The organism is Kineococcus lubricus, assembly GCF_050871965.1.
Classification (GTDB): domain Bacteria; phylum Actinomycetota; class Actinomycetes; order Actinomycetales; family Kineococcaceae; genus Kineococcus.
In genome coordinates, this window is record NZ_JBJLSK010000006.1 from 169,441 (window position 1) to 190,025 (window position 20,585).

Annotated in this window: 17 protein-coding genes and 1 pseudogene; 8 read left to right on the plus strand and 10 right to left on the minus strand. The window is 74.9% G+C overall.

The window, feature by feature from the left end:
* Window positions 1-448 precede the first annotated feature (448 nt).
* Both ACRYRX_RS06555 and ACRYRX_RS06560 read left to right on the plus strand, forming a co-directional pair.
* Complete coding sequence (locus tag ACRYRX_RS06555; protein WP_432511028.1) at window positions 449-2,530, plus strand: hypothetical protein; 2,082 nt, start codon at window positions 449-451, stop codon at window positions 2,528-2,530.
* On the plus strand, window positions 2,527-3,087 hold the full coding sequence (locus ACRYRX_RS06560; RefSeq protein WP_432511029.1) for a hypothetical protein: 561 nt from the start codon (window positions 2,527-2,529) through the stop codon (window positions 3,085-3,087). Before ACRYRX_RS06555 ends, ACRYRX_RS06560 begins: the two co-directional genes overlap by 4 nt.
* A gap of 99 nt (window positions 3,088-3,186) precedes the next feature.
* Here the strand turns inward: ACRYRX_RS06560 and ACRYRX_RS06565 are convergent, their stop codons facing one another.
* Together ACRYRX_RS06565 and ACRYRX_RS06570 are read right to left on the minus strand one after the other, a co-directional pair.
* A complete protein-coding gene (locus tag ACRYRX_RS06565) occupies window positions 3,187-4,116 on the minus strand; it encodes a M56 family metallopeptidase (RefSeq protein WP_432511030.1) in 930 nt (309 codons plus the stop codon).
* Between the two features lie 43 nt (window positions 4,117-4,159).
* On the minus strand, window positions 4,160-4,552 hold the full coding sequence (locus tag ACRYRX_RS06570; RefSeq protein WP_432511031.1) for a BlaI/MecI/CopY family transcriptional regulator: 393 nt from the start codon (window positions 4,550-4,552) through the stop codon (window positions 4,160-4,162).
* 111 nt (window positions 4,553-4,663) lie between these two features.
* On the opposite strand from ACRYRX_RS06570, the gene ACRYRX_RS06575 reads away from it, so the two are divergent.
* The 5 genes from ACRYRX_RS06575 to ACRYRX_RS06595 are packed head-to-tail and all read left to right on the plus strand — an operon-like array spanning window position 4,664 to window position 14,018.
* Window positions 4,664-6,106, plus strand: a complete 1,443-nt coding sequence (locus ACRYRX_RS06575; RefSeq protein WP_432511032.1) for a cytochrome ubiquinol oxidase subunit I — start codon at window positions 4,664-4,666, stop codon at window positions 6,104-6,106.
* A 24-nt stretch (window positions 6,107-6,130) separates the two neighbouring features.
* On the plus strand, window positions 6,131-7,165 hold the full coding sequence (cydB, locus tag ACRYRX_RS06580) for a cytochrome d ubiquinol oxidase subunit II (protein WP_432511033.1): 1,035 nt from the start codon (window positions 6,131-6,133) through the stop codon (window positions 7,163-7,165).
* Window positions 7,162-10,521, plus strand: a complete 3,360-nt coding sequence (gene cydD / locus ACRYRX_RS06585; protein WP_432511034.1) for a thiol reductant ABC exporter subunit CydD — start codon at window positions 7,162-7,164, stop codon at window positions 10,519-10,521. Before cydB ends, cydD begins: the two co-directional genes overlap by 4 nt.
* Window positions 10,522-10,572: 51 nt before the next feature.
* Complete coding sequence (locus ACRYRX_RS06590; RefSeq protein ID WP_432511035.1) at window positions 10,573-13,320, plus strand: PAS domain S-box protein; 2,748 nt, start codon at window positions 10,573-10,575, stop codon at window positions 13,318-13,320.
* Between the two features lie 20 nt (window positions 13,321-13,340).
* Window positions 13,341-14,018, plus strand: a complete 678-nt coding sequence (locus ACRYRX_RS06595; RefSeq protein ID WP_432511036.1) for a M15 family metallopeptidase — start codon at window positions 13,341-13,343, stop codon at window positions 14,016-14,018.
* A gap of 2 nt (window positions 14,019-14,020) precedes the next feature.
* Here ACRYRX_RS06595 and ACRYRX_RS06600 read toward each other — a convergent pair whose 3' ends face one another.
* The 4 genes and pseudogenes from ACRYRX_RS06600 to ACRYRX_RS06615 form a co-directional block, all read right to left on the minus strand.
* Window positions 14,021-14,578 carry a Uma2 family endonuclease gene (locus tag ACRYRX_RS06600; RefSeq protein ID WP_432511037.1) on the minus strand — a complete coding sequence of 186 codons (558 nt, stop codon included), beginning with the start codon at window positions 14,576-14,578 and terminating at the stop codon, window positions 14,021-14,023.
* Window positions 14,579-14,636: 58 nt separating this feature from the next.
* A complete protein-coding gene (locus tag ACRYRX_RS06605; protein ID WP_432511038.1) occupies window positions 14,637-15,197 on the minus strand; it encodes a glycosyltransferase family protein in 561 nt (186 codons plus the stop codon).
* A gap of 147 nt (window positions 15,198-15,344) precedes the next feature.
* Window positions 15,345-15,620 (minus strand): hypothetical protein, encoded by a 276-nt coding sequence (locus ACRYRX_RS06610; protein ID WP_432511039.1) that lies wholly within the window; start codon window positions 15,618-15,620, stop codon window positions 15,345-15,347.
* A 248-nt stretch (window positions 15,621-15,868) separates the two neighbouring features.
* Window positions 15,869-16,093 (minus strand): annotated as a pseudogene (locus ACRYRX_RS06615) (Fic family protein); the annotation flags it as partial.
* Between the two features lie 581 nt (window positions 16,094-16,674).
* Here ACRYRX_RS06615 and ACRYRX_RS06620 point away from each other — a divergent pair.
* Window positions 16,675-17,028 (plus strand): hypothetical protein, encoded by a 354-nt coding sequence (locus ACRYRX_RS06620; RefSeq protein WP_432511040.1) that lies wholly within the window; start codon window positions 16,675-16,677, stop codon window positions 17,026-17,028.
* Here the strand turns inward: ACRYRX_RS06620 and ACRYRX_RS06625 are convergent.
* From ACRYRX_RS06625 to fliD, 4 genes are all read right to left on the minus strand, one after another.
* Window positions 16,959-17,981 (minus strand): glycosyltransferase family 2 protein, encoded by a 1,023-nt coding sequence (locus tag ACRYRX_RS06625; protein ID WP_432511041.1) that lies wholly within the window; start codon window positions 17,979-17,981, stop codon window positions 16,959-16,961. The genes ACRYRX_RS06620 and ACRYRX_RS06625 overlap by 70 nt on opposite strands.
* Before the next feature lie 118 nt (window positions 17,982-18,099).
* Window positions 18,100-18,480 carry a hypothetical protein gene (locus tag ACRYRX_RS06630; protein ID WP_432511042.1) on the minus strand — a complete coding sequence of 127 codons (381 nt, stop codon included), beginning with the start codon at window positions 18,478-18,480 and terminating at the stop codon, window positions 18,100-18,102.
* Window positions 18,477-18,896 (minus strand): flagellar export chaperone FliS, encoded by a 420-nt coding sequence (locus tag ACRYRX_RS06635; protein ID WP_432511043.1) that lies wholly within the window; start codon window positions 18,894-18,896, stop codon window positions 18,477-18,479. The genes ACRYRX_RS06630 and ACRYRX_RS06635 overlap by 4 nt, the downstream gene beginning before the upstream one ends.
* A gap of 167 nt (window positions 18,897-19,063) precedes the next feature.
* Entirely contained in the window at window positions 19,064-20,470 is a 1,407-nt protein-coding gene (gene fliD / locus ACRYRX_RS06640; protein WP_432511044.1) for a flagellar filament capping protein FliD, read from the minus strand.
* Between the last annotated feature and the right edge of the window lie 115 nt (window positions 20,471-20,585).

Sequence of the window (20,585 nt, forward strand, 5' to 3'; positions counted from 1 at the left end):
TTCGGTTCGTGCTGCTGATGTCGGCGAGGCTTGGGGTTCTTGAGGCTCAGACACTCCTTCGGCCCACGAGCGGCCCGGCTTGAGCCCGAACCGGTGCTCCGTGCCGGTGGGAGCGCGGGTCGTCCGCCGCTCCCCCGGCCGGGGCCGTGAGCCTCACCCGGACGGCGGTACCGCGGGGGCGCTCAGCACGCTCTGCGAGCGCTCCGCACGGCCCCCGCGGTGGGACGTCCGGGTCGACCACCCCATCGGCCCAGCGCACCGGCGCCTTGACCGCTCCTGGGTGGTTCACGGTGCGTGCACAGGTTGGGCCGGACGGGTGACGCACGTCCGGAGCATCCAGGTCCTCAAGCTCCGCGGCGGGAGTGCCGAGGTAGACGACAGCGAACACCCCGTCGACCGCGAGTCACCCACGACTCACCCACGACCTGACGACAGGAACCGCCACCCCATGGACGACGCAGAACGTTTCACCGACACCGGTGCCGGCGAGCTGTCCCAGCTGGCCGACGAGGCCGCGCAGCTGGCCGCGACCGAACCGGCCGAGCACCGCGCCGGCGTGCTGCGGGAGCTGACGTCCGCGGTGCGCACCGAGGCCGACGGCGGGGACGGGCGGCTGGGCCGCTGGGCCGACGCCGACCTGTTCGACCTGCTGGACGTCGACGCCGCCGTCGCCGCCGTGCCCGCCGAGCGCCGCAGCGTCCTGCGGTCGGGGTCGCTGCGCACCGTCCTGGTCTTCGCGCCGATCATGGTGACCTGGATCGGCCTGCTGTTCGCCGGCCGCGCCTACGGGGCCATGAGCGCCGCGGGTGAGGCCGACGGCGGGGAGTCGTTCCTGCAGCTGTGGCTCGACGGGTTCGGCGGGCGCACCTTCTTCTCCCTGGACCGGGTCGCGGAGCTGGCCGTCGCGCTGATCACCGCCGCGATCGTGGCGGCGGTCATGACCGACCGCCGCCAGCGCCTGGACGAGGTGAGCGCGCTGCGGGCCGACGAGTCCCACCGGCAGCTCCTGCGCGCCTTCGCCGCACGCGCCACGCTGACCCTGGCCCCGCACCGCAGCAACGCCGCCGAGCAGCTCGGCGCCCACTTCGAGCGCGGCCTGACCGAGCTGGGGCGCCTGGTCTCCGAGACCATCCGGCTGCACGCCGACACCAGCGAGCTCGTCGCGACCGTGCGTTCCTCGGCCCAGCACGCCATCACCGCGGCCGAGGCCGCCAACGCCGGCGGCGCCGACGTGGCGCGCGCCGCGACGGAGCTGAGCGGTGCCGTCACCGAGGCCGTCTCCCGGCACGGCGAGCTCATCGCCGCCGACCGCGACCAGCACACCCGCACGCTGGCCGAGTCCACCCGGACCCTGACCGAGCACCTGGAGCAGGTCCGCGCCGGCACCGCCGAGGCGCTGCGCGAGGGGCTGCAGGGCCGTGACCGGGTCCTGTCGGCGGTCGAGGGCGTGTCCTCGGCCGTGGAGGCCCTCAGCACCCAGACCCGCGAGTCGATCACCGAGCTGTCCGGCGCCGCGGCGACCATGAGCAAGCACTCCGCCGACTTCGGCGAGGCCGTCACCGGCCACGTCGCGGCCCTGTCCACCACGGCCCGCGAGTCGGTCGAGACGATGCACGCCACGGTCGCGGAGAGCGTGCAGAAGGTCACGACGATGACCGGTGAGGCGTTCAGCGAGCACGTCGCCGCCTCCGCCGAGCAGGCCGCGGTGACGATGGAGACGCTGCGCCGCGACGTCGAGCGCACCTCCGAGGCCGCCGAGGCCGCCCTCGGCACCGCCAGCCGCGTCCTGGCCACCGCCGCCGAGGCCGCCGACCGCCGCGCCCGCCACGAGGAGCGCCTCGTGGACCTGCTGGCCACCCAGAACGAGGTCCTGGACTCCTGGCGGGGCATCGAGAACCGCCTCGTGGAGGCCGCCCACGACATGCGGTCGGTGCCGCGCTGGCTGGAGACGGTCCAGCACGAGCACGCCGACGCCACCGGCCGCGCGCTGCGCAGCATCGGTTCCACGCTGCGCGACGACGTCTCCGGCGCCGTGGCCCAGACCCTGGCGATGGCCGGGGAGGACCACGTCCGCCAGGTCAACCGCGCCTACCGCGACGCCTCCCGCACCCTGACCCAGGACCTGACCCAGACCCTCAACCACGAGCTGGGCAGCGTCGTCGACCAGGTCATGGACCAGCTCTCGCACCAGGTCGAGGCCCTGCCGGAGCGGATCGCGCTGGCCTCGGCCCGCCAGCAGCAGCACCAGCAGCAGCAGCGCGCGGTCGTCCGGCCGCCGGCGCCGCAGGCCGCCCCGGCTCCCCAGCGCCGCCCCGAGCCGCGCCCCGAGCCGCGCCCTGAGCCGCGTCCCGAGGTCCGGCCCGAACCGCGCGCCGAGCGCGTGCCGGTCCCCGCGGCCGAGCCGCAGCGCCGGGTGCACCGCGCCCCCGAGCCCGAGGTCCGTCCCGAGGTCGAGGAGCAGTTCGTGGCCGTCGCGCCCCGCACGCTGCAGGACCTGGCTGCCCGTCGCTACGCGCGGGTCGGCCAGTGAGGCGCCCGTCCCGCGGCCCCCGCGCCGTGCGCGCCCGGGAGAACGCCACGGTCGGCCTGGCCGGGTGGGTCTTCGCCGACGCCCTGCTGGCCCTGACGATCATCGGCCTGGCCGCCGGCGGCGCCGTGCACGCCGGGTCCGAGGAGCCGCGCCCGGTCGCGGCCACCGTCGCCCCGGCCCCGACCCCGGTGCCGACGGTCACGGTGACCGCCGCGCCCGAGCCGGTCCCCTCGATGCCCGCGGGCGTCGCGCAGGCCCCGGTCGTGCTGCAGGTCGACGTCGACGGCTCGAACGACGACACGATCCGCTCCTCGGTCGCGGCCGCGGTGGGCGACCTGGCCGCCCAGGGCCGGCGCGCCGCGTTCGTCCTGACCTTCGGGACCGCCGGTGACCCCGGCGCCGGGACGGCGCTGGCGCGGCGGGTCAACGCCCAGCTCGACGTCGCCGCCCCCGGGGTGTTCGCCGGGTCGGCCAAGCGCGACTTCTGGCGCGCGGTCAACGCCCAGTCCCCCCGCCCCGGGGTGGTGCAGCTGGAGGTCTACCTCCTGCAGCAGTAGCGCTCCCCCTTCGGCGATCAAGGACTCAGCCCCGGTGATCAAGGACTCGTGAGTCCTCGATCACCGGGGCTGAGTCCTTGATCGCCCAGGGAGGGGCGGTCAGCGGACGAGCGCGCGGTAGCTCAGCTGCAGCCAGGGCACCGCGACGGCCAGGGTCGGCCCGCCGAGGACGACGGCGGCGGCGGCGTAGGTCAGGACCGACACGCCGCGGCGGGCGGGGCGGGCGGCCAGGCGCCGCACGCGGGCCAGCGCGGCGGACCCCACGGGCATCTCGGCGTCGCCCTCGGGCTGGCCGGCCATCGAGACCAGGGCCCGGGCCAGCGGCAGGGAGCCGGTGTGCCGGCGGGCGGCGTCGTCGGCGAGCATCTCGACGAGCAGCCGCACCGCGTCCAGGGCCGCCTGGCTGGAGACGAACCGCGGGAAGGCGGCGTGCAGGGCGGTGAAGCCCTCCAGCACGAGGTCGTGCCGGGCGCGCAGGTGGGCCCGCTCGTGGGCCAGGACGGCGCGGACCTCCTCGGGGGTCAGGGAGTTCAGCATGGCGTCGGAGACGACGACGCGGGAGCGGACCCCGGGCACGCAGTAGGCGACGCGGCCGGGGCCGGTGAGCACCCGGACCCCGGTCTCGGACAGCAGCGCCGCGTCGACCTCGGAGACGGACTCCTTGCGGTGCAGCAGGTCCACCAGGTCGCGGTGCCGTCGCCGGCGGCGGCGGGTGCGGATGCCGACGAGGGTGGCGACGATCCAGAACCGGACCGTGACGATGGCCACGAGGGTCGAGCCGAGGCCGATGAGGGTGGTCTGGACGGGACCGTGCCGGGCCAGGAAGGGGAACCCGGGCTCCTCGGTGAACAGCAGCGACAGCGACGCCAGCCCGGCGCCGAGGGTGGCCAGGACGGCGGCCAGGGCGACGGACTGCCACAGCACGAGGGCGGCGCGCGGGACCTGCCAGGTCCACCGGGCGCGCGCCAGCAGCGCCGGGACGGGACCCGCCAGGAGCAGCGCCAGCGCTGCGAACCAGACGGCAGTCACCCGGGAGAACCTACGGGGTCGGCGGGAGCGCCTGCACCGCGCGTCAGGGGGCGGGGGGCGCGTCCGGGCGCTCGGGGCCGGTGAGGGCGTCGAGGGCTTCGCGCAGGGCGGCGGCCTCGGCGGGCGAGACGCCGCCGATGAAGTGGACCAGCGCGGCCTGGCGGTCGTCGACGGTCGGCACTCCCCCGAGGGCGTCGAGCATGAGCTCGGCGACCATCTGCTCGCGGGTGGCGGCGGGGGTGTAGCGGAAGGCGCGGCCCTCGCGCTCCTGGCGCACGACGTGCTTCTTGGCGAGGCGGTCCAGGACGGTCATGACGGTCGTGTAGGCGATCTTGCGGTGCTCGGCGAGCTGCTCGTGGACCTCGCGGACGGTCAGCGGGCCGTCGGCGGCCCACAGCCGGTCCATCACGTCGCGTTCGAGTTCTCCCAGGGCCACGGCGGGATGTTACGTCAAGCACACCGGTGAACGCGACCCGTCGTACTACCGATGGACGTACTACACTCGGTCGTAGTACGACAGGCTGTCGTAGAGGAAGGCGGGACCCCGGTGACCATCGAAGCGCTGACCCGGCTGCAGTTCGCCGTGACCACGCTGTACCACTACCTCTTCGTCCCGCTGTCCATCAGCCTGGCGCTGTTCACCGCGCTCCTGCAGACCGCCCACCTGCGCCGCGTCGCCCGCGGCGGCGACGACCGGTACGGCCGCCTGTCCCTGCTCGTCGGCAAGCTGCTCATGACCACCTTCGCCGTCGGCGTCGTCACCGGCCTGGTCCAGGAGTTCCAGTTCGGCCTGTCCTGGAGCGCCTTCGCCCGCTTCTACGGCGACGTGTTCGGCCCCACGCTGGCGATCGAGGGCATGCTCGCCTTCTTCCTCGAGGCGACCTTCCTGGGGCTGTGGTGGTTCGGCCGCGACCGGCTCCCGGCCCTGGTCCACCTGGCCACCATCTGGGTCGTCGCGATCGGCACCGCCATCAGCGCCTTCGTCATCCTCGCGGCGAACTCCTTCATGCAGAACCCCGTCGCCTACACGATCGACGAGCAGACCGGCCGCGCCCGGCTGGGGAACTTCTTCGACCTGCTCACCAACGAGCTCAACCTCGCCGCCTTCCCGCACACCTACGCCGGCGCCGTCATGGCCGGCGGCGCCCTCGTCATGGCCGTCGGCGTCTGGCACCTGCTGCGCGGGCAGTACGCCCACGGCACCCCCGAGTTCGCCGCGTTCCGGACCCTGTCACGGTTCGGCGCGTGGTTCACCCTGGCCGGCGGCGCCGTCGTCGCCGTCAGCGGCGACCTGCTCGGCAAGGTCATCACCGAGGTCCAGCCGATGAAGATGGCCGCGGCCGAGGCGCTCTACCGCACCACCAGCGGCGCCCCGTTCTCGATCTTCTCCTACGCCCCCCTGGGCAGCGACGACCCCACGTTCTCCGTGGAGGTCCCCGGCTTCCTGTCCTTCCTGGCCAAGGGGTCCTTCACCGCCCAGGTGCTCGGGCTCAAGGACCTGCAGGACGCCTACTCCGCGCAGTTCGGCCCCGGCGACTACACGCCCTCCATCCCGGTGGCGTTCTGGAGCTTCCGGCTGATGATCGGCGTCGGGATGTTCGCCGCGCTCGTCGCCCTGGTCCACCTGTGGGTCACCCGCCGCGCGAAGGTCCTCGACCCCGACCCCCGGCTGGCCCAGGGGCTGCTGTGGTCGGTGGGCCTGCTGCCGCTGCTGCCGCTGTTCGCCAACTCCTTCGGGTGGATCTTCACCGAGACCGCCCGCCAGCCCTGGCTGGTGTTCGGGCTGTTCAAGACCGCCGACGGCGTCTCCCCCGGCCTCAGCTTCGCCGAGATCGCCGCAAGCCTCGCCGCCTTCACCCTGGTCTACGGGGCCCTGGCGTACGTCTGGGTCAAGCTCGCCGTCCGGCTCGTCCGCAAGGGCCTGCCCGAGCTGCCCACCCCCGCACCGGCGGAGTCCGACTCCGACGACGAACTCGCCACCAGCTACTGACACGAGCTACTGAGAGGCACGACCGTGGACCTGCCCGTCTTCTGGTACGCCGTCACCGTCCTGGCCTGGGTGCTGTTCTTCGTCCTGGAGGGCTTCGACTTCGGCGTCGGCTTCCTCGGCCCGCTGCTGGGCCGCACCGAGGCCGAGCGCGGCGCCGCCGTGCGCACCGTCGGCCCCGTCTGGGACGGCAACGAGGTGTGGCTGGTCGCCGCGATCGGCGTCACCTTCGCCGCCTTCCCCGACTGGTACGCCGCGCTGCTGTCCGGCCTGTACCTGCCGATGATCGTCCTGCTCCTGCTGCTGGCCGTGCGCGGCGTCGCGATCGAGTTCCGCGGCAAGCACGACACCACCGTCTGGCGGAACCGCTGCGACGCCTTCCTCGCGGGCAGCTCGCTGCTGCTGGCCGGGACGTGGGGCGCGGTCCTGGGCGTCCTGGTCTCCGGGCTGGCCCTGTCGGCCGACGGGGAGGTCCACGTCACCGGGTGGGGCGGCGGCCTGGGCCGGTCCCTGGAACCGCTGTTCGGGCCGTGGGCCGTCCTGGGCGGCTTCGCCGGGGTCCTGCTGACCACCGTGCACGGCGCGACCTTCCTGTCCCTGCGCACCACCGGCGTCCTGCGCGAACGCGCCCGCCGGCTCACCGTCGCCACCGCCCCGGCCCTGACCGTCGTCGCGCTGGCCCTGTTCATCGCCGCCGGCCACGCCGTCGTCGCCGGCGCCGCGGCGCTGCTCGCGGTCGCCGCGCTCGCCGCCTGGCGCCGCGCGGAGGTGCTCGCCTTCACGGCGACGACCCTCGCGGTGGCCGGTACCGTCGTGGCGGTGTTCACCGCCCACCTCGGCCAGGGGTCGTTCGTGCTCCTGCGCAGCACGCTGTCGCCGGCCGGGGACGTGACCCTGCGGGCGGCGGCCGCCTCCGACGGCGCCCTGCAGCTGATCACCGTCGCCGGGCTGGTGATCCTGCCCGGCGTCATCGCCTACCAGGCCTGGTCGTACTGGGTCTTCCGGCGCCGCGTCGCCACCGGCTCCCCCGCCGCCCGCCGCCGGGTCGGCGCGGGCCGGTGAGCTCAGAACGCCCCCGGGACCGCCCCCGGGGCCCGGTCGACCCCCGGCTGCTGCGGCACGCCCGGCCCGCCCGGGCCGGGATCGCCGCCCTGGCCGCCGTCGAGGTCGTCGCCGCGGGCCTGCTCGTCACCCAAGCCCTCGCGCTGGCCGACCTCGTCGTGGCGCTGTGGGACGGCACCGGCCCCGGCCGCGGGCTGGGGCTGCTGGCCGCCACCGTCGCCGGGCGCGTCCTGACCTCCTGGGCCGCCGCGCTGCTGGCCCAGCGCACCGCCACCGCCGTGCGCGACGACCTGCGCACCCGGGTCCTGGCCCGCGCCCTGCAGCTCGGCCCCGCCTGGGTCGAGCGCTTCGGCCGCGGCCGGCTCAGCGCCGTCCTCACCCAGGGGCTGCCCGCGCTGGACGGCTGGTTCACCCGGTACGTCCCGGCGCTGGTCCCCGGGGTGCTGCTGCCCCCCGCGGTGCTGGTGCTGCTCGCGTTCGCCGACCTGCGCTCGGCGCTGACGGTGCTGGTGACGCTGCCGCTGGTCCCCGTCTTCGCGGTCCTGCTCGGCAAGGCCACCCAGGCGCGCGCGGACCGGCAGTGGCGCACCCAGCGCACCCTGGCCGCCCACTTCCTCGACACCGTCCGCGGCCTGCCCACGCTGCGCGCGCACCGGCGCGCCCAGCGGCAGGTCGCCGCCGTGGCGGCCACCACCGACGCCCACCGCCGGGCCACGATGTCGGTGCTGCGCGTCGCGTTCCTGTCCTCCACCGCCCTCGACCTCGTCGGGACGCTCTCGGTCGGGCTGGTCGCGGTCACCGCGGGCATGCGGCTGGCCGGCGGCACCCTGGACCTGCACACCGCCCTGCTGGTGATCCTGCTGGCCCCCGAGGCCTACCGGCCGCTGCGCGAGGTCGGCGCCCGGTTCCACGACTCCGCCGACGCGGCCTCGGTGGTCGGGGACGTCGACGAGGTCCTCACCGCCGACGTGCCGGTGGCCGCCGCCGGACCGGCCGACGGGCTGCGGCTGCGCGGGGTCGCCGTCCGCCGCGCCGACGGATCCCCCGTCCTGGAGGCGTTCGACCTCGACGTGCCGCCCGGTGAGCTGCACGCCCTCGCCGGGCCCAGCGGGGCCGGGAAGACGACCGCGGCCCGCGTGGCGGCCGGGGTCCTGGCCCCCTCGGCCGGGTCCGTGGGGCACCGCCTCGACGGGCTCGCGCACCTGCCCCAGCGGCCGGAGTTCGCGCACGCCACCACCGTCGCCGACGCCGTCCGGGCCGGGCGCGCGGCGTCCGACGACCTCGTCGCCTGGGCCCTGGCCGCCGCGGCCGCCGCCGACCTCGACCCGGCCACCGCGCTCGGCGAGCACGCCGCGGGCCTGTCCGCCGGGCAGCGCCAGCGCGTCGCGCTGGCCCGCACGTTCCTGTCCGTGCGGCTGGGCGCCACCGCCCTCGTCCTGGACGAGCCGACCGCGCACCTGGACCCCGCGAGCGAGGACGCCGTCGCGGCGACGCTGCGCGCCCTGGCCCACGAGCACGGCTGCGCGGTCCTCGTCGTCGCGCACCGCCCCGCGCTGCTGGCCGCGGCCGACCGCACCACCACCCTCACCCGGCCCACCACCGAGCCCTCCCCCGGGACCGACCTCGATCCCGCTGCCCCGCAACCGGTCCCACGGGTCCGGGCCACCCCGTCCGCGCCGCCGCGGGTGCCGCCGGCGAAGGGGCGGCGGGTGGGCGCGCTGGCCGTGGTCACCGGCGTCGCCGCGGTGCTGGCCGCCACCACGCTCACCGCCGCCGCGACCTGGCTGCTCGTCACCGCCGCCGGCCGGCCCCCCGTCCTGACGCTGTCGGTGGCCGCCGTCCTCGTGCGCGCCAGCGCCACCGCCCGGCCGCTGCTGGTCTACGCCGAACGCCTCCTCAGCCACGACGCCGCGTTCTCCCGGCTGGCCCGCTGGCGCTCCGACGTCGTGGCCGCCCTGATCCCCCGGCTGCCGGGGCCGTTGTCGCGCCGGCGCTCCGGCCGCGCCGGGGAACTGCTCGTGCAGCTGGCCGACGACGTCGACGCCCGCGTGGACGGGGTGCTGCGCGCCCGGCACCCCGCGACCGTGACCGCCCTGGCCGTCGTGGTCGCCCTGACCGCCGCCGCGGTCCTGGACCCGCGGCTGGCGCTGGCCGCGCTGCCCGGCCTGGCCGTGGCCGGGCTGCTGGCCCCGGCCGCGGCCGCCGCGGCCGAACGCCGCGAGCAGGCCCACCGCGAGGACGTCGGCGCGCTGGCCAGCGCCACCGTGGAGACCCTCGACGCCGTCGAGGACCTGCAGACCCTCGACGCGGTGCAGCCGCTGGAGGTGGTGCGCCGCAGGCAGTCCGCGCTGGCGAGGGCCGAACGCCGGCGGGCCGGTGCCGCCGGGGCCACGGCCGCGCTGTCGGCCGCCGGGACCGGGCTGGTGGTGCTGGGCCTGGCCACCGCCGCCGGCACCTCCCAGGCCCCGCTGGCCTGGGTCGCGGCCGCCGTGCTGGCCGGCGTCAGCGTCGCCGACGCCACCCGCGCCCTGCCCGAGACCGCCCGCGCCCGCGAACGGGCCCGCCGCGCCGACGCGCGCGCCGCGGCGCTGCTGGCCACCCCGGTCGCCGCCGTCGAGCCCGCCGCGCCGCGGCCGCTGCCCGCGCCGCGCGACCTCGTCCTGAGCCTGCGCGGGGTCGTCGCCGGCTGGGACGGGCCGTCCCTGCGGGGGGTGGACCTGGACCTGGCCGCCGGGGACGTCGTCGCGGTCCGCGGCCCGTCCGGCTCGGGGAAGTCGACGCTGGCCGCGGTGCTGCAGCGGTTCCTCGACCCCGCGGCCGGGTCGGTGCTGCTGGACGGGGTCGACGTGCGGGAGCTGGCCGGGGACGACGTGCGGTCGGTGGTGGGCCGCGTCGGCGACGACGAGCACGTGTTCGCGACGTCGCTGCGGGAGAACCTGCTGCTGGCCGCGCCGGGCAGCCCCGACGAGGCGCTGGTGGAGGTGCTGCACCGGGTGCGGCTGCAGGACTGGCTCGCCGCGCTGCCGCACGGCCTGGACTCCCGGCTCGGCGACGGCGGGGCGCCGCTGTCCGGCGGCGAGCGCCGGCGGCTGGCGATGGCCCGCGCGCTGCTGGCCGACGTGCGGGTCCTGGTGCTGGACGAGCCGTCGGAGGGGCTGGACGCGGCGACCGGAGCCCGGCTGGTGGCCGACCTGCTCGACGCCCGCGCCGACCGGGCCGTGCTGCTGCTGGCGCACCGCGAGGAGGGCGTGGACCGGGCGGGCCGGGTGTACGACGTGCGGGACGGCCGGCTGGTCGCGGGGTCCGCACCGCGCGTCCCGGCGTCCACGGCTGAGGGGGCCGCGGTGCGGTCCTGACCCCCGCAGGGGGGTCTCAAGCGCGGGGCCGCGCCTGCCGATCCTCACCCGGTGAGTCCCGTGGTGTCCCCCGACCGGTCCGCCGAGAGCAGCGGATCGCCCCTGGAGGTCCAGCGGCTGGCGGTGCTGCGTTCCTACGACGTCCTCGACGTCCCCGCCGACGTCGAGCTCGACGACGTCGTGCACGCCGCGGCCATGCTGTGCGGGGTGCCGCACGCGACGCTGAACCTGATCGACGAGAGCCGTCAGTGCCAGCTCACCACCGTCGGCTTCGAGGGGGCCGACTCCGCCCGCAGCGACTCGATGTGCGCGCTGCACTTCCTCGACGGCGAGGTCGTGCACGTCCCCGACGCGTCCGTGCACGAGGTCTACCGCACCAACCCGTGGGTCGACGGCCGCCTGGGCCGGGTCCGCCTGTACGCCTCCGCCCCCCTGATCAGCCCCGGCGGGCACTCCCTGGGCAGCCTGTGCGTCTTCGACACCGCGCCCGGTGAGCTCACCGCCGCCCAGCTGGACGGGCTGGAGCGGCTGGCCCGGGTGGTGGTGGCGCTGTTCGAGCGCCGCCGGCAGACCCGGGTCGCCGAGAGCTACGCCGGTGAGGCCCGCCGGTACGCCGCGCAGGCGCGCCGGCACGTCGAGCAGGCGCAGGAGCTGGCCGCCCGCGCCCAGCAGCTCGCCGCCCGCGACGCCGAGCTGCGCCTGGTCCTGGACGCCACCAGCGACGCCTTCCTGGCCGTGGACGCCGATCAGCGCATCACCTCCTGGAACGCGGCCGCCGAGCGCGTGTTCGGCTGGACGGCGGCCGAGGCCCTCGGGCGGACCCTCGTGGACACGATCGTGCCGCCGGGGGCCGCCGCCGCCCACAGCGCCGGTTTCGCCCGGTTCCTGGCCACCGGCACCCAGCGGCTGACCGGCACCGTGGAGGTCCCGGCCCGCCACCGCGACGGGACCGCGCTGGTCGTGGAGCTGACGCTGACCCCGGTGCGGACCGACGGTCAGCAGATCGTCTACGCCGCGGTCCGCGACGTCACCGACCGCCGCCGCCTGGAGCAGGAGGCCCGGTCCCTGGCCGGCATCGTCGCCGGCGCCCGCGACGCGATCGTCTCCGTCGACGGCACCGGGACCATCACGTCCTGGAACGCCGCCGCCGAGCGGCTCTACGGCTACCGCGCCGAGGAGGTCCTCGGCGCCGGGCTGGAGCGCCTGGCGTCCCACGTGGAGGCGCAGCAGCTGCGCGCCTGGCTGATCCGCGCCACCTCCGGCAGCGGGGCCGCGCCCGTCGACGCCCGCGACACCGTGGGCCGGCACCGCGACGGCCACGACGTCGAGGTATCGATCACGGTCTCGCCGGTGCTGGACGCCGCCGGCGCGGTGGTCGGCGCCTCCCTGGCCGCCCGCGACATCGCCGAGCGGCGCCGGGCCGAGGCGGCGCTGCACGAGGCCGAGCGGCGCTTCAGCCTGGCCTTCACCCACGCCCCCACCGGGGTGCTGATCACCGCCCTGACCGGGGAGTCGGCGGGACGGTTCCTCAACACCAACCCCGCGGTGTGCCGGATGCTCGGGTACACCCGGGAGGAGCTGCTGGGCAAGACGTTCGCCGACGTCACCCACCCCGAGGACCTGCACGTCTCGCGCGAGCAGGTGCGGCGCCTGGTCGCCGGTGAGGTCTCCACCGCGCACCTGGAGAAGCGGTACGTGCGCGCCGACGGGACCGTCATCTGGGTCGCCCTCGACATGGCGGTCGTCCACGACGACGAGGGACGGGCCCTGTACGCGGTCACCCACGTCGAGGACGTCACCGGCAAGCGCGCCGACCGGCAGCGCCTGGCCGCCTCCGAGCGGCGCTTCCGCCTGGCCTTCGACACCGCCCCCGTCGGGATGGTCATCGTCGGGCTGGGCGAGGACGACGGGGGGCGCATCCTGCAGGTCAACTCCACGCTGTGCCGGTTCACCGGCCTGAGCACCGCCGAGCTGCTGGCCCGCGACGTCCGCGAGCTCGTCCACCCCGCGGACCGGGAGGGCTCCTCGGCGGCCCTGGCCCCGCTGCTGCGGGGCGAGCGGACCCACGACGAGCTGGAGCTGCGCTTCCACCACGTCGACGGCACCGTCCGCTGGGGGCTGCTGTCGGCCACCGCCATGACCGGCGCGGCCACCGACGGGTCGTCCGGGCGGCACCTGCTGTGCCTCATCGAGGACGTCACCGCCCGCAAGGCCGCCGAGCAGGCGCTGCGCCACCAGGCGCTGCACGACGGGCTGACCGGGCTGCCGAACCGGACCCTGCTGCACGACCGCCTCGAGCACGCCGTGGCCGCGGCCGGCCGCAGCGGCACCGGGGTGGGTGTCCTGTTCTGCGACCTCGACGGGTTCAAGGCCGTCAACGACTCCGCCGGCCACGGCGCCGGGGACGAACTGCTGCGCACGGTCGCCGCCCGGTTCGCCGCCTGCCTGCGCCCGGGCGACACCCTGGCCCGCCTCGGCGGGGACGAGTTCGCCGCCGTCTGCCCCGACGTCACCGGCGCCGAGGACCTGCGGGTCATCGCCCGGCGGCTGCTGGACGCCCTGCGCGAGCCGGTCAGCGTGGCGGCGGGGACCTTCGTCGTCGGCGTCAGCGTCGGCGCCCACCTCGCCGGCGCCGGGGACCGCTCCGGCGGTGGCCCCGGCGACCGCGCCGAGCGGGCGCTGGCCCGCGCCGACGCCGCGATGTACGAGGCCAAGCGCGCGGGCAAGAACCGCGTCCACCTCGACGAGGGGGAGTCCTGCCGGGCGGGCGCGGCCGTGTCCGCGGCGCTCGTGCCGTGACCGGCGGCTAACGTGCGGTGATGGGCCGTCCACGCTGCGCCGTCCTCGCCCTCGCCGCCGGGCTGCTCGCCGCCTGCGCGGCCCCCGCCCCGGCCGGGGTCGACCGGCAGGCGCGGTCGCTGCGCACCCCGGCGCTGCCCGCGTTCACGTCCTCGACCGCACCCGTCACCGCCGCCGACCTGTCCGCGTCGTGGCGACCGGGCTGCCCCGTCGGGCCCGAACGGCTGCGCGTCGTCACCGTCTCCACCGTCGACCTCACCGGCCGCGCCTCCACCGGCCGGATCGTCGTGCACGCCGACGTCGCCGGGCCCGTCGCGGCGGTGTTCGAGCGGCTGTACGCCCTGCGCTTCCCCGTCGCGCGCATGGAACCCGTCGAGGCGTTCGGCGGTTCCGACGACGCCTCGATGGCCGCCGACAACACCTCGGGTTTCAACTGCCGCGCCACCACCGGCGGCACCGGTTTCTCCGAGCACTCCTACGGCACCGCGATCGACCTCAACCCCGTCGAGAACCCCTACGTCAAGGGCACCACGGTGCTGCCCGAGGCCGGCCGCGCGTTCGTCGACCGCAGACCCGCTGCGGGAGTAGTGCTCGCGGACGACGCCGTGGTGCGGGCGTTCGCCGACCACGGGTTCTCCTGGGGCGGGGACTGGACGTCGCTGAAGGACTACCAGCACTTCTCCGTCTCGGGCGACTGAACTCAGCGCAGCAGGGCATCCACGTCGACGTGGACCGTCGCCACGCCCACGTCCAGGTCGGCGGCGTCCCCGCGGCCCAGCGTCGCGGTCGGGGTGAGGATGCCGTCCACCAGCGCGTAGGCGGTGACGCGCTCGTCGCGCGGGTCGACGATCCAGTACCGCGGCAACCCCGCCGCGGCGTACTTCGCGCTCTTCCAGACCAGGTCGTCGCCGCGGTTGGAGGACAGGACCTCCACCACCAGCTCCGGGGTGCCGGTGAAGCGGGCACCGGTCCCGGCGCGCGCGGTGGCGGCGTCGTAGACCATCAGGTCGGGGATGAACTCGTCCCGGCCCGGCTTCCACGCCCACGCGGTGTTCACGCGGTGCGTCACCGGCAGGACCTGCTTGATCAGCCAGGTCAGCTCCAGGGCGATGAGCTGGTGCTGCTCGCTGGGGCTCGGGCTCACGACGAGACGACCGTCGATGTACTCCGCACGCGGGTCCTCCGGAAGGCTCTCGTACTCCTCCCAGCTGAGGGACCGCCCCACGGTGGACAGCGTGGTGGTCGGCTGTTCGGTCACGGGACACCTCCTCCGGGTCGCACCCAGCCTAGCCGCGGGGCCCGCGCGGGCGCCCGGCTCAGACCCGGTCGAACACCCCGCGCTGCGCCGGCAGGCTCGCCGTCGTCGCCACCGGCTGGCGCACCGTGAGCAGCGCGCTGGGCACCTCCGCCAGTTCCCCGGCGCGCGCCGGCGCGCTCCGGCCGTTGCGCAGCAGCCGCGCCGAGCGGTGCGTGCCGCGCACGACGTCGTCGACGCGCACCGACATGGCCGGGACGTCCACGGCGTCGCTCAGCAGCTGCCGCAGCGCGTCGGGCGAGGACGTGACCCGCTCCCCCGCCAGCACGCACAGCGCCCAGTCGGCGCCGACGTGGGCCAGCGCGGCCTCCTGCGCCCGGTCGCGGTCGTCGGCCCAGAAGCCGGAGACGACGGTGACCGCCGGGTGCAGGGTCGCGTCGAAGGCGGCGCTGCCGGGGGCGAGGTGGTCGGCGGTGTCGTAGACGACGACCTCGTCGGCGACGTCCACCAGCCCGCGCAGGTCCTGCTCCAGGGCCGGGGCCAGGGTCGCGGTGTCGGGGGCGCCCTGCAGCACGAGGCACGCGGCGAGGGTGGTCCGGGGGGTGGTGCGGGTGCTGGCCATGGTCGTTCCCGTCGGTCGTCCGTGCGCGCCTGTCCACGCCTTCGAAGGACCATCGGCCGGAACCGCCGCAGTGTTTCGTGCGTCACACACCTTTTACACGCTGTTGACGTCCGGGCCCCTTCCTGCGCCGGGCGCGCACGGGCGCGGTCAGCCCCGCCGGCCGGCTCGGCGGGCGAACTCGTCGAGGGCGCTGACGATCTCCGGCGCCTGCCAGCGCCGGCCCCGCCGGCGGCCGGAGAACTCCACGATGACCCCGGCGTCGGTGAGCGTGGCCAGCGCCCTGGCCGCGTCGACCGGTGACACCCCGACCTCGCGGGCGACCGTGTCGACGTCCAGGACGGGCTCGCGGAACAGCAGGTCGAGGACGGCCCAGGCCGACGCACCCTCCCGGGCCCGCACGACCGAGCGCCACCGCTCCCGCACGTCGGCAGGTCGGCCATCAGCTCCCGGCCGTGGACGACCGCGTGCTCGGCCGCGGCCGTGAACCGCCGCACGATCGGCTCCGCGTCGCCGGCCCGGTAGGCGGTGAGCGCGGCGACGTGCTGCTCGCCGTCGCGCAGCAGACCGGCCGAGACGGGCACGACGGTGTGCCGGGCCAGGCCGCGACGTCGCAGCAGGACGTGCACGAGGGCCCGGCCGGTGCGGCCGTTGCCGTCGACGAAGGGGTGGGTGGTCTCGAACTGCGCGTGCACCAGCGCGGCGTGCACCAGGGCCGGGACGTCCTGCCGCGCCGCGAAGGCCACCAGGTCCTCGACCGCCCCCGGGACCGCCTCGTGGTGGGGTGGGACGAACTCGGCCTGGTGCGGCCCGTACCCGCTGCCCCCGATCCAGACCTGCTCCTGCCGCCACGTGCCGGCGTGGTCGGGCGCGGAGTCGGCGAGCAGGTCGCGGTGCATCGCCAGCACGGCGTGGGCGTCGAGCTCGGCGGTGGCGATGGCCCGTTCCACGGCCCGCACGTTGCCCAGCACCAGCCCGGCGTCGCGGGTCGCGTCCCCGGCGTCGAGGGCGGCGACGGCCAGGGCCTTCGCCCCGGAGGTGATGTTCTCGATCTGGGAGCTGGACGCGGACTCCGACCGCAGCAGCAGCGCGGAGAACGGGACGGAGTGCCCCGCGCTGTCGGCGTCGAAGCGGGCGATGAGCCCCGCCGCCCGTTCGGCCTCGGCCAGCAGCCCCAGCGGCAGCACCGGGTCGAGGTGGGCGGTGGGCGGCAGGATCGCGGCGCGGTACTCCCCCGCGTGGGACTCGCGCACCCTGCGGGAGACGAGTTCGGCGGGGACGCGTGAGGTCCAGGGGCGTGCCTCGTGGGTGATCGCCACCCAGCTACCCGTTGCCACCGGTCGACCTCACCAACGGATGTGGGCACTTCCGTCGGTGGAGATTCGGGCTACCTGCGCTTCTGCGCCCTCACACGGGCGCTCCCGCGCACGAGGTCTCGCACGCGCTCGTGGTGAAGGCGGCCGCCGGGTCACCGAGGTCGGTGCGGCGCACCAGCGTCAGCCCGTCGCGGGACCGGGTGGTCGGCGCCGGGGACGCGGTCGTCGACGAGGAGGCCGAGGGCGCGCTGGACGACGTCGCGGTCGAGGAGGCGGACGTGGTCGAGGAGGCGGACGTGGTCGAGGAGGCGGACGTGGTCGAGGAGGCGGACGTGGTCGAGGAGGCGGACGTGGTCGAGGAGGCGGACGTGGTCGAGGAGGCGGACGTGGGGCTCCCCGTCGGCGCGGCGGTGCTGCTGGGCCAAGCCTCCGGGTCACCGGCGGCCCGTCAACTGCGGGACGCCTCCAGGAGCTCGGAACACAACATCCGCAAGACATCCAGAGCAGCGGGGTCGTGACGGCGCCCGGCGGTGTCCACGATCTCCCTGACCCCTCGGAGTTCTTCCAGAGCTTCAGCAGGTCGCCGCATCTGCGCCAATGATTGAGCCTGCAACCAACGACAGTAGTCGAGCCGCTCACCCGCAGCTCGCAGTTGCTCCACCAGGACGAGTGCGATGTCCGGTCGTCCCTCCGCGAGCAGCACCCTGATCAGGAAGTCAGTCGCCTCCGCCCACACCCGGCCGGCGGGCTGCAACTCGCGGACGGCTTCGAACGCATCGACGGCACGCTGCGCATCTTGCGCCCCGATGGCCGAGCGGCCCACTTTCAAAGCAGTGCGGGCCAGTTCGGACGGCGGCACGGCCGCTGCCAGGAGGTCGTCGAGCTCCATGGCGGCCAGTCGACCGTTGCGCTCCGCCTTGCGCCGGATGGCTCCCGGCTCGGCGTAGCCGGAGTGCTGGAGGTGCAGCAGCGCAGGAGGCACCAGCCGCACGACCCCGTCGTGGTCGTCGCGGCCCCCGTTCCGGACGACGCGTTCATGGACACGGCCAGACCACCGTGCACCGGAGCGGCGGAAGAGCCGGACAGCGGTGAACTCGTAGCCCCCGTCGAACCCGGCAGCAGCCCCAGCCCCGGTGTTCCGCAGGGTGACCGCGAGGACGGGTTCGCGCACCCCGACGAGCCAGGACCGGAACGCCTGCGGATCGCCTGCACAGACCTCGTCGGTGTCGACACTGAGGACCCACTCCCCCGTGGCGTGATCCAGTGCGATGTTCCGGGCACCGGCGAAGTCGTCCGCCCACGTCCCCTCGACGACACGACACCCTGCGGTCCGCGCGATGTCCGGACTGCCGTCGGACGATCCCGTGTCGTGGACGACGACCTCGTCCACGAAAGGCGAAACCGCGTCCACGGACGCCCGCAGGCGGTCACCTTCGTCACGGGTGATGACACAGGCGCTGAGCAGTCTCATCGGCTCCTCCGGGTCGGTGATGAAGTCAACGCGCTCGCTCTGGCCTCACTGTTCCTTCGACCGTGTGTGAACGGCAACCGTGCGCGGGTCAGGCCGAAGCGCTTGAGCCGACGGGTGCTCAGAGGGCCCTGTCGATGAAGACCGGCCTGCTCTCCACGGCGTCGAGTTTGGTCAGCGCCCGCCGCTGCGTACGGACGTGCCCCATTGCCTCGACCAGCCGTTGGCTGACGTCGGACTGGCGTTGCAGCAAGGCTCGTGCGCGATCTGCGAACTCCGTCGGAACCGGCCCCGACAGGGACGGAGCCACCCAGTCACCCACGCTGGCCGTTGCAACCACGTCCTCTTCCCGGTGCAACCGCTCGATGAGCCGTTCTGCGTCCTCGAGGTCGAGCTCGACCGCACGCAGTGCTGAGTCCCACGCGATGCGCCAGTGCGCCAGACTGACAGGGACGCTTGCGTCAGCAGAGTTGTCGGCAGTCAGCGGGAGGTGGGTGCTCACGCCGGGTCGTTGGTGGCCGAGCCACCGCTCAGGTGTTCGAGCGCCGCCTCGCGCCACGCCTCAGCCAAGGGTTCGACGGTGACGGTACGGCAGGCGGCGGTGCGGGCGGCGTCGCCGGACACGTTCGCGACCGCGAGTTCCTGGAGCAGCCACTGGTAGAGGGACATCAGCTTCGGGCCGCCGTCCCAGGCTTCGACAGACAGGCTGTTCGCCAGCTCGGTGACGATGGCCTGGGCATGCACGAGGTTGGTGTGCGCGGTCTGGCGATCGCCGGCGAGCTGGGCAGCCTCTCCCCGCTGCAAGTCGAGCAGGAGCCGGTCGTACAGCATCACGAGCAACGCGGCGGGGCTCGCCGTGGCGAGGCTGTCGCCGAGGTAGCGGTTGGTCTTGCGCGAGCTGAACGTCGTGGCGGTCATGCGAGGTCCTCCGTGAGGTGGCCGGTGTTACTCGTTCCATCGGCAGTTCCGCTCCGGACTTCAGTCCGGAGCTCGTCCGTGCGAGGACGCACGGACTGGAAGCACTGAAGGGCCGGTCACCGCAAACGCGGTGACCGGCCCTTCAGCAGGGGAGCAGCACGGTCAGCTCACAGCTGGGAGAGCTGACCGGACAGCCAGGTGGACTGGTTCTGCAGCTTGCCCAGCGCGACCTCCAGGTTGGAGTAGTACGTCTGGTAGCGCTGTTTCCTGGCCTGCAGCCGAGTGTCCCAGTCGGCGATCTTGTCCTGGAGGGACGAGATCGTGTTGTTCTCACCGGCGATCACCGTGGTGAGGGTCCCGGTGCGGGCCGCCGTCGCGGTCTTGGCGACGTTGATGAGGTTCTCGGCCAGGCTCGCGGCCTTCGTGCTGTCCACGCTGGTGGGCGCGATGGCCATCTGCACCGCGGCCGGGTCGTCCTTGTACGCGGCCAGGAACTTGTCCTGGTTGAAGGTGATGGCACCGTCCCGGGTGCTCTGGATGCCGTACTTCGCCGCCGACGTGCTCCCCCCCAGGGGAGTGGTGATCGTCGCGAGGATCTGGGCCTTCAGCGCGCGCAAGGTGCTGTCGCCGCTGAGCGCCCCGGCCCCGCTGACCGTACCGTCCGTGCCGGCCACCCCGGACTTGGACTGCTTGGAGATCTCGGTCAGGGCCGCGTTGGCCGCGTCGACGAGCCCCTTCACGGCCGTCGCCACCGCCGCGGAGTCGCTGGACACCGCCACGGTCGCCGCTCCGGTCTTGGTGACCGTCGCCGTGACACCCTTCATCAGGTCGCTGAAGGTGTTCGACGACGATTCGACCTCGATGACCGGGTCCGAACCCGAGGGTTTCGTGGTCTTGCCGTCCGCCGTGACGTAGAGCTTGGCGTTCTGAGCGCTGGCCAGCGTCGTGATCCCGCCGACCTCGGTGGCGTTCGCGCCCGCCCCGGCGTCGACCAGCTTGAAGTCGCCGGCGGCACCGGACTTCGCGGACGTGATCTGCATCCGGTAGTAGTCGTCCTTCACGCGGACGGCGACCGCCGTGATGCCGAGCTTGGCACTGGCCTTGTTGATCGCGGCCGCGACCTGCTCGAGGGTCCCCGTCTGGGTGACCTGGCCCTTGAAGTTCCCGTCGGCGTCGTAGACGTCGAACGGGATGGCCGGCGGTCCGACGAAGGTATCGGTCGCCTTCACGGGGGTGGTCGTGATGACGGAACGGGACTGGGCGAGCTGGTCGACGTAGACGCTCATCGAACCGGGCAGCGCCGACGTCGACGCGGTGGCCGTGAGCCCGTCCGCGGAGGACGTGGCCTTGGCCGCCGTCCAGGTGGACGCCTCCGTGAGGTTCTTCGCAGCCGTCTGCAGCGCGGACATCTTCGTGTTGACCGCCTGGTAGGCGGTCACCTTGGCCTGCAACGTCGAGACGTTGCTCTTCAGCCGTGTCTGTGGAGCGGCCTCCACGGACATCAGGGACGAGATGATGCTGGCGGTGTCGAGCCCGCTGACGAGTCCGTCGACCGCAGATGAAACGCTCGACATGATCGTCTTCTCCTGTCTCTGTCGAGGGGGTGACATGGATTCGGGTGGGGGACACGCTCACGTGTCCCCCACCCGAGGGTGGTGGGGCGGGCCCCAACGCCCACCACCACCCACA

What these genes read in the sequence shown, in the direction of transcription:
- ACRYRX_RS06595 (WP_432511036.1), top strand. Translation starts at nt 13,341, where the DNA reads ATGGGCCGTCCACGCTGCGCCGTCCTCGCCCTCGCCGCCGGGCTGCTC.
- ACRYRX_RS06635 (WP_432511043.1), bottom strand. Translation starts at nt 18,896, where the DNA reads ATGACCGCCACGACGTTCAGCTCGCGCAAGACCAACCGCTACCTCGGC.
- ACRYRX_RS06625 (WP_432511041.1), bottom strand. Translation starts at nt 17,981, where the DNA reads ATGAGACTGCTCAGCGCCTGTGTCATCACCCGTGACGAAGGTGACCGC.
- ACRYRX_RS06605 (WP_432511038.1), bottom strand. Translation starts at nt 15,197, where the DNA reads ATGGCCAGCACCCGCACCACCCCCCGGACCACCCTCGCCGCGTGCCTC.
- ACRYRX_RS06555 (WP_432511028.1), top strand. Translation starts at nt 449, where the DNA reads ATGGACGACGCAGAACGTTTCACCGACACCGGTGCCGGCGAGCTGTCC.
- fliD (WP_432511044.1), bottom strand. Translation starts at nt 20,470, where the DNA reads ATGTCGAGCGTTTCATCTGCGGTCGACGGACTCGTCAGCGGGCTCGAC.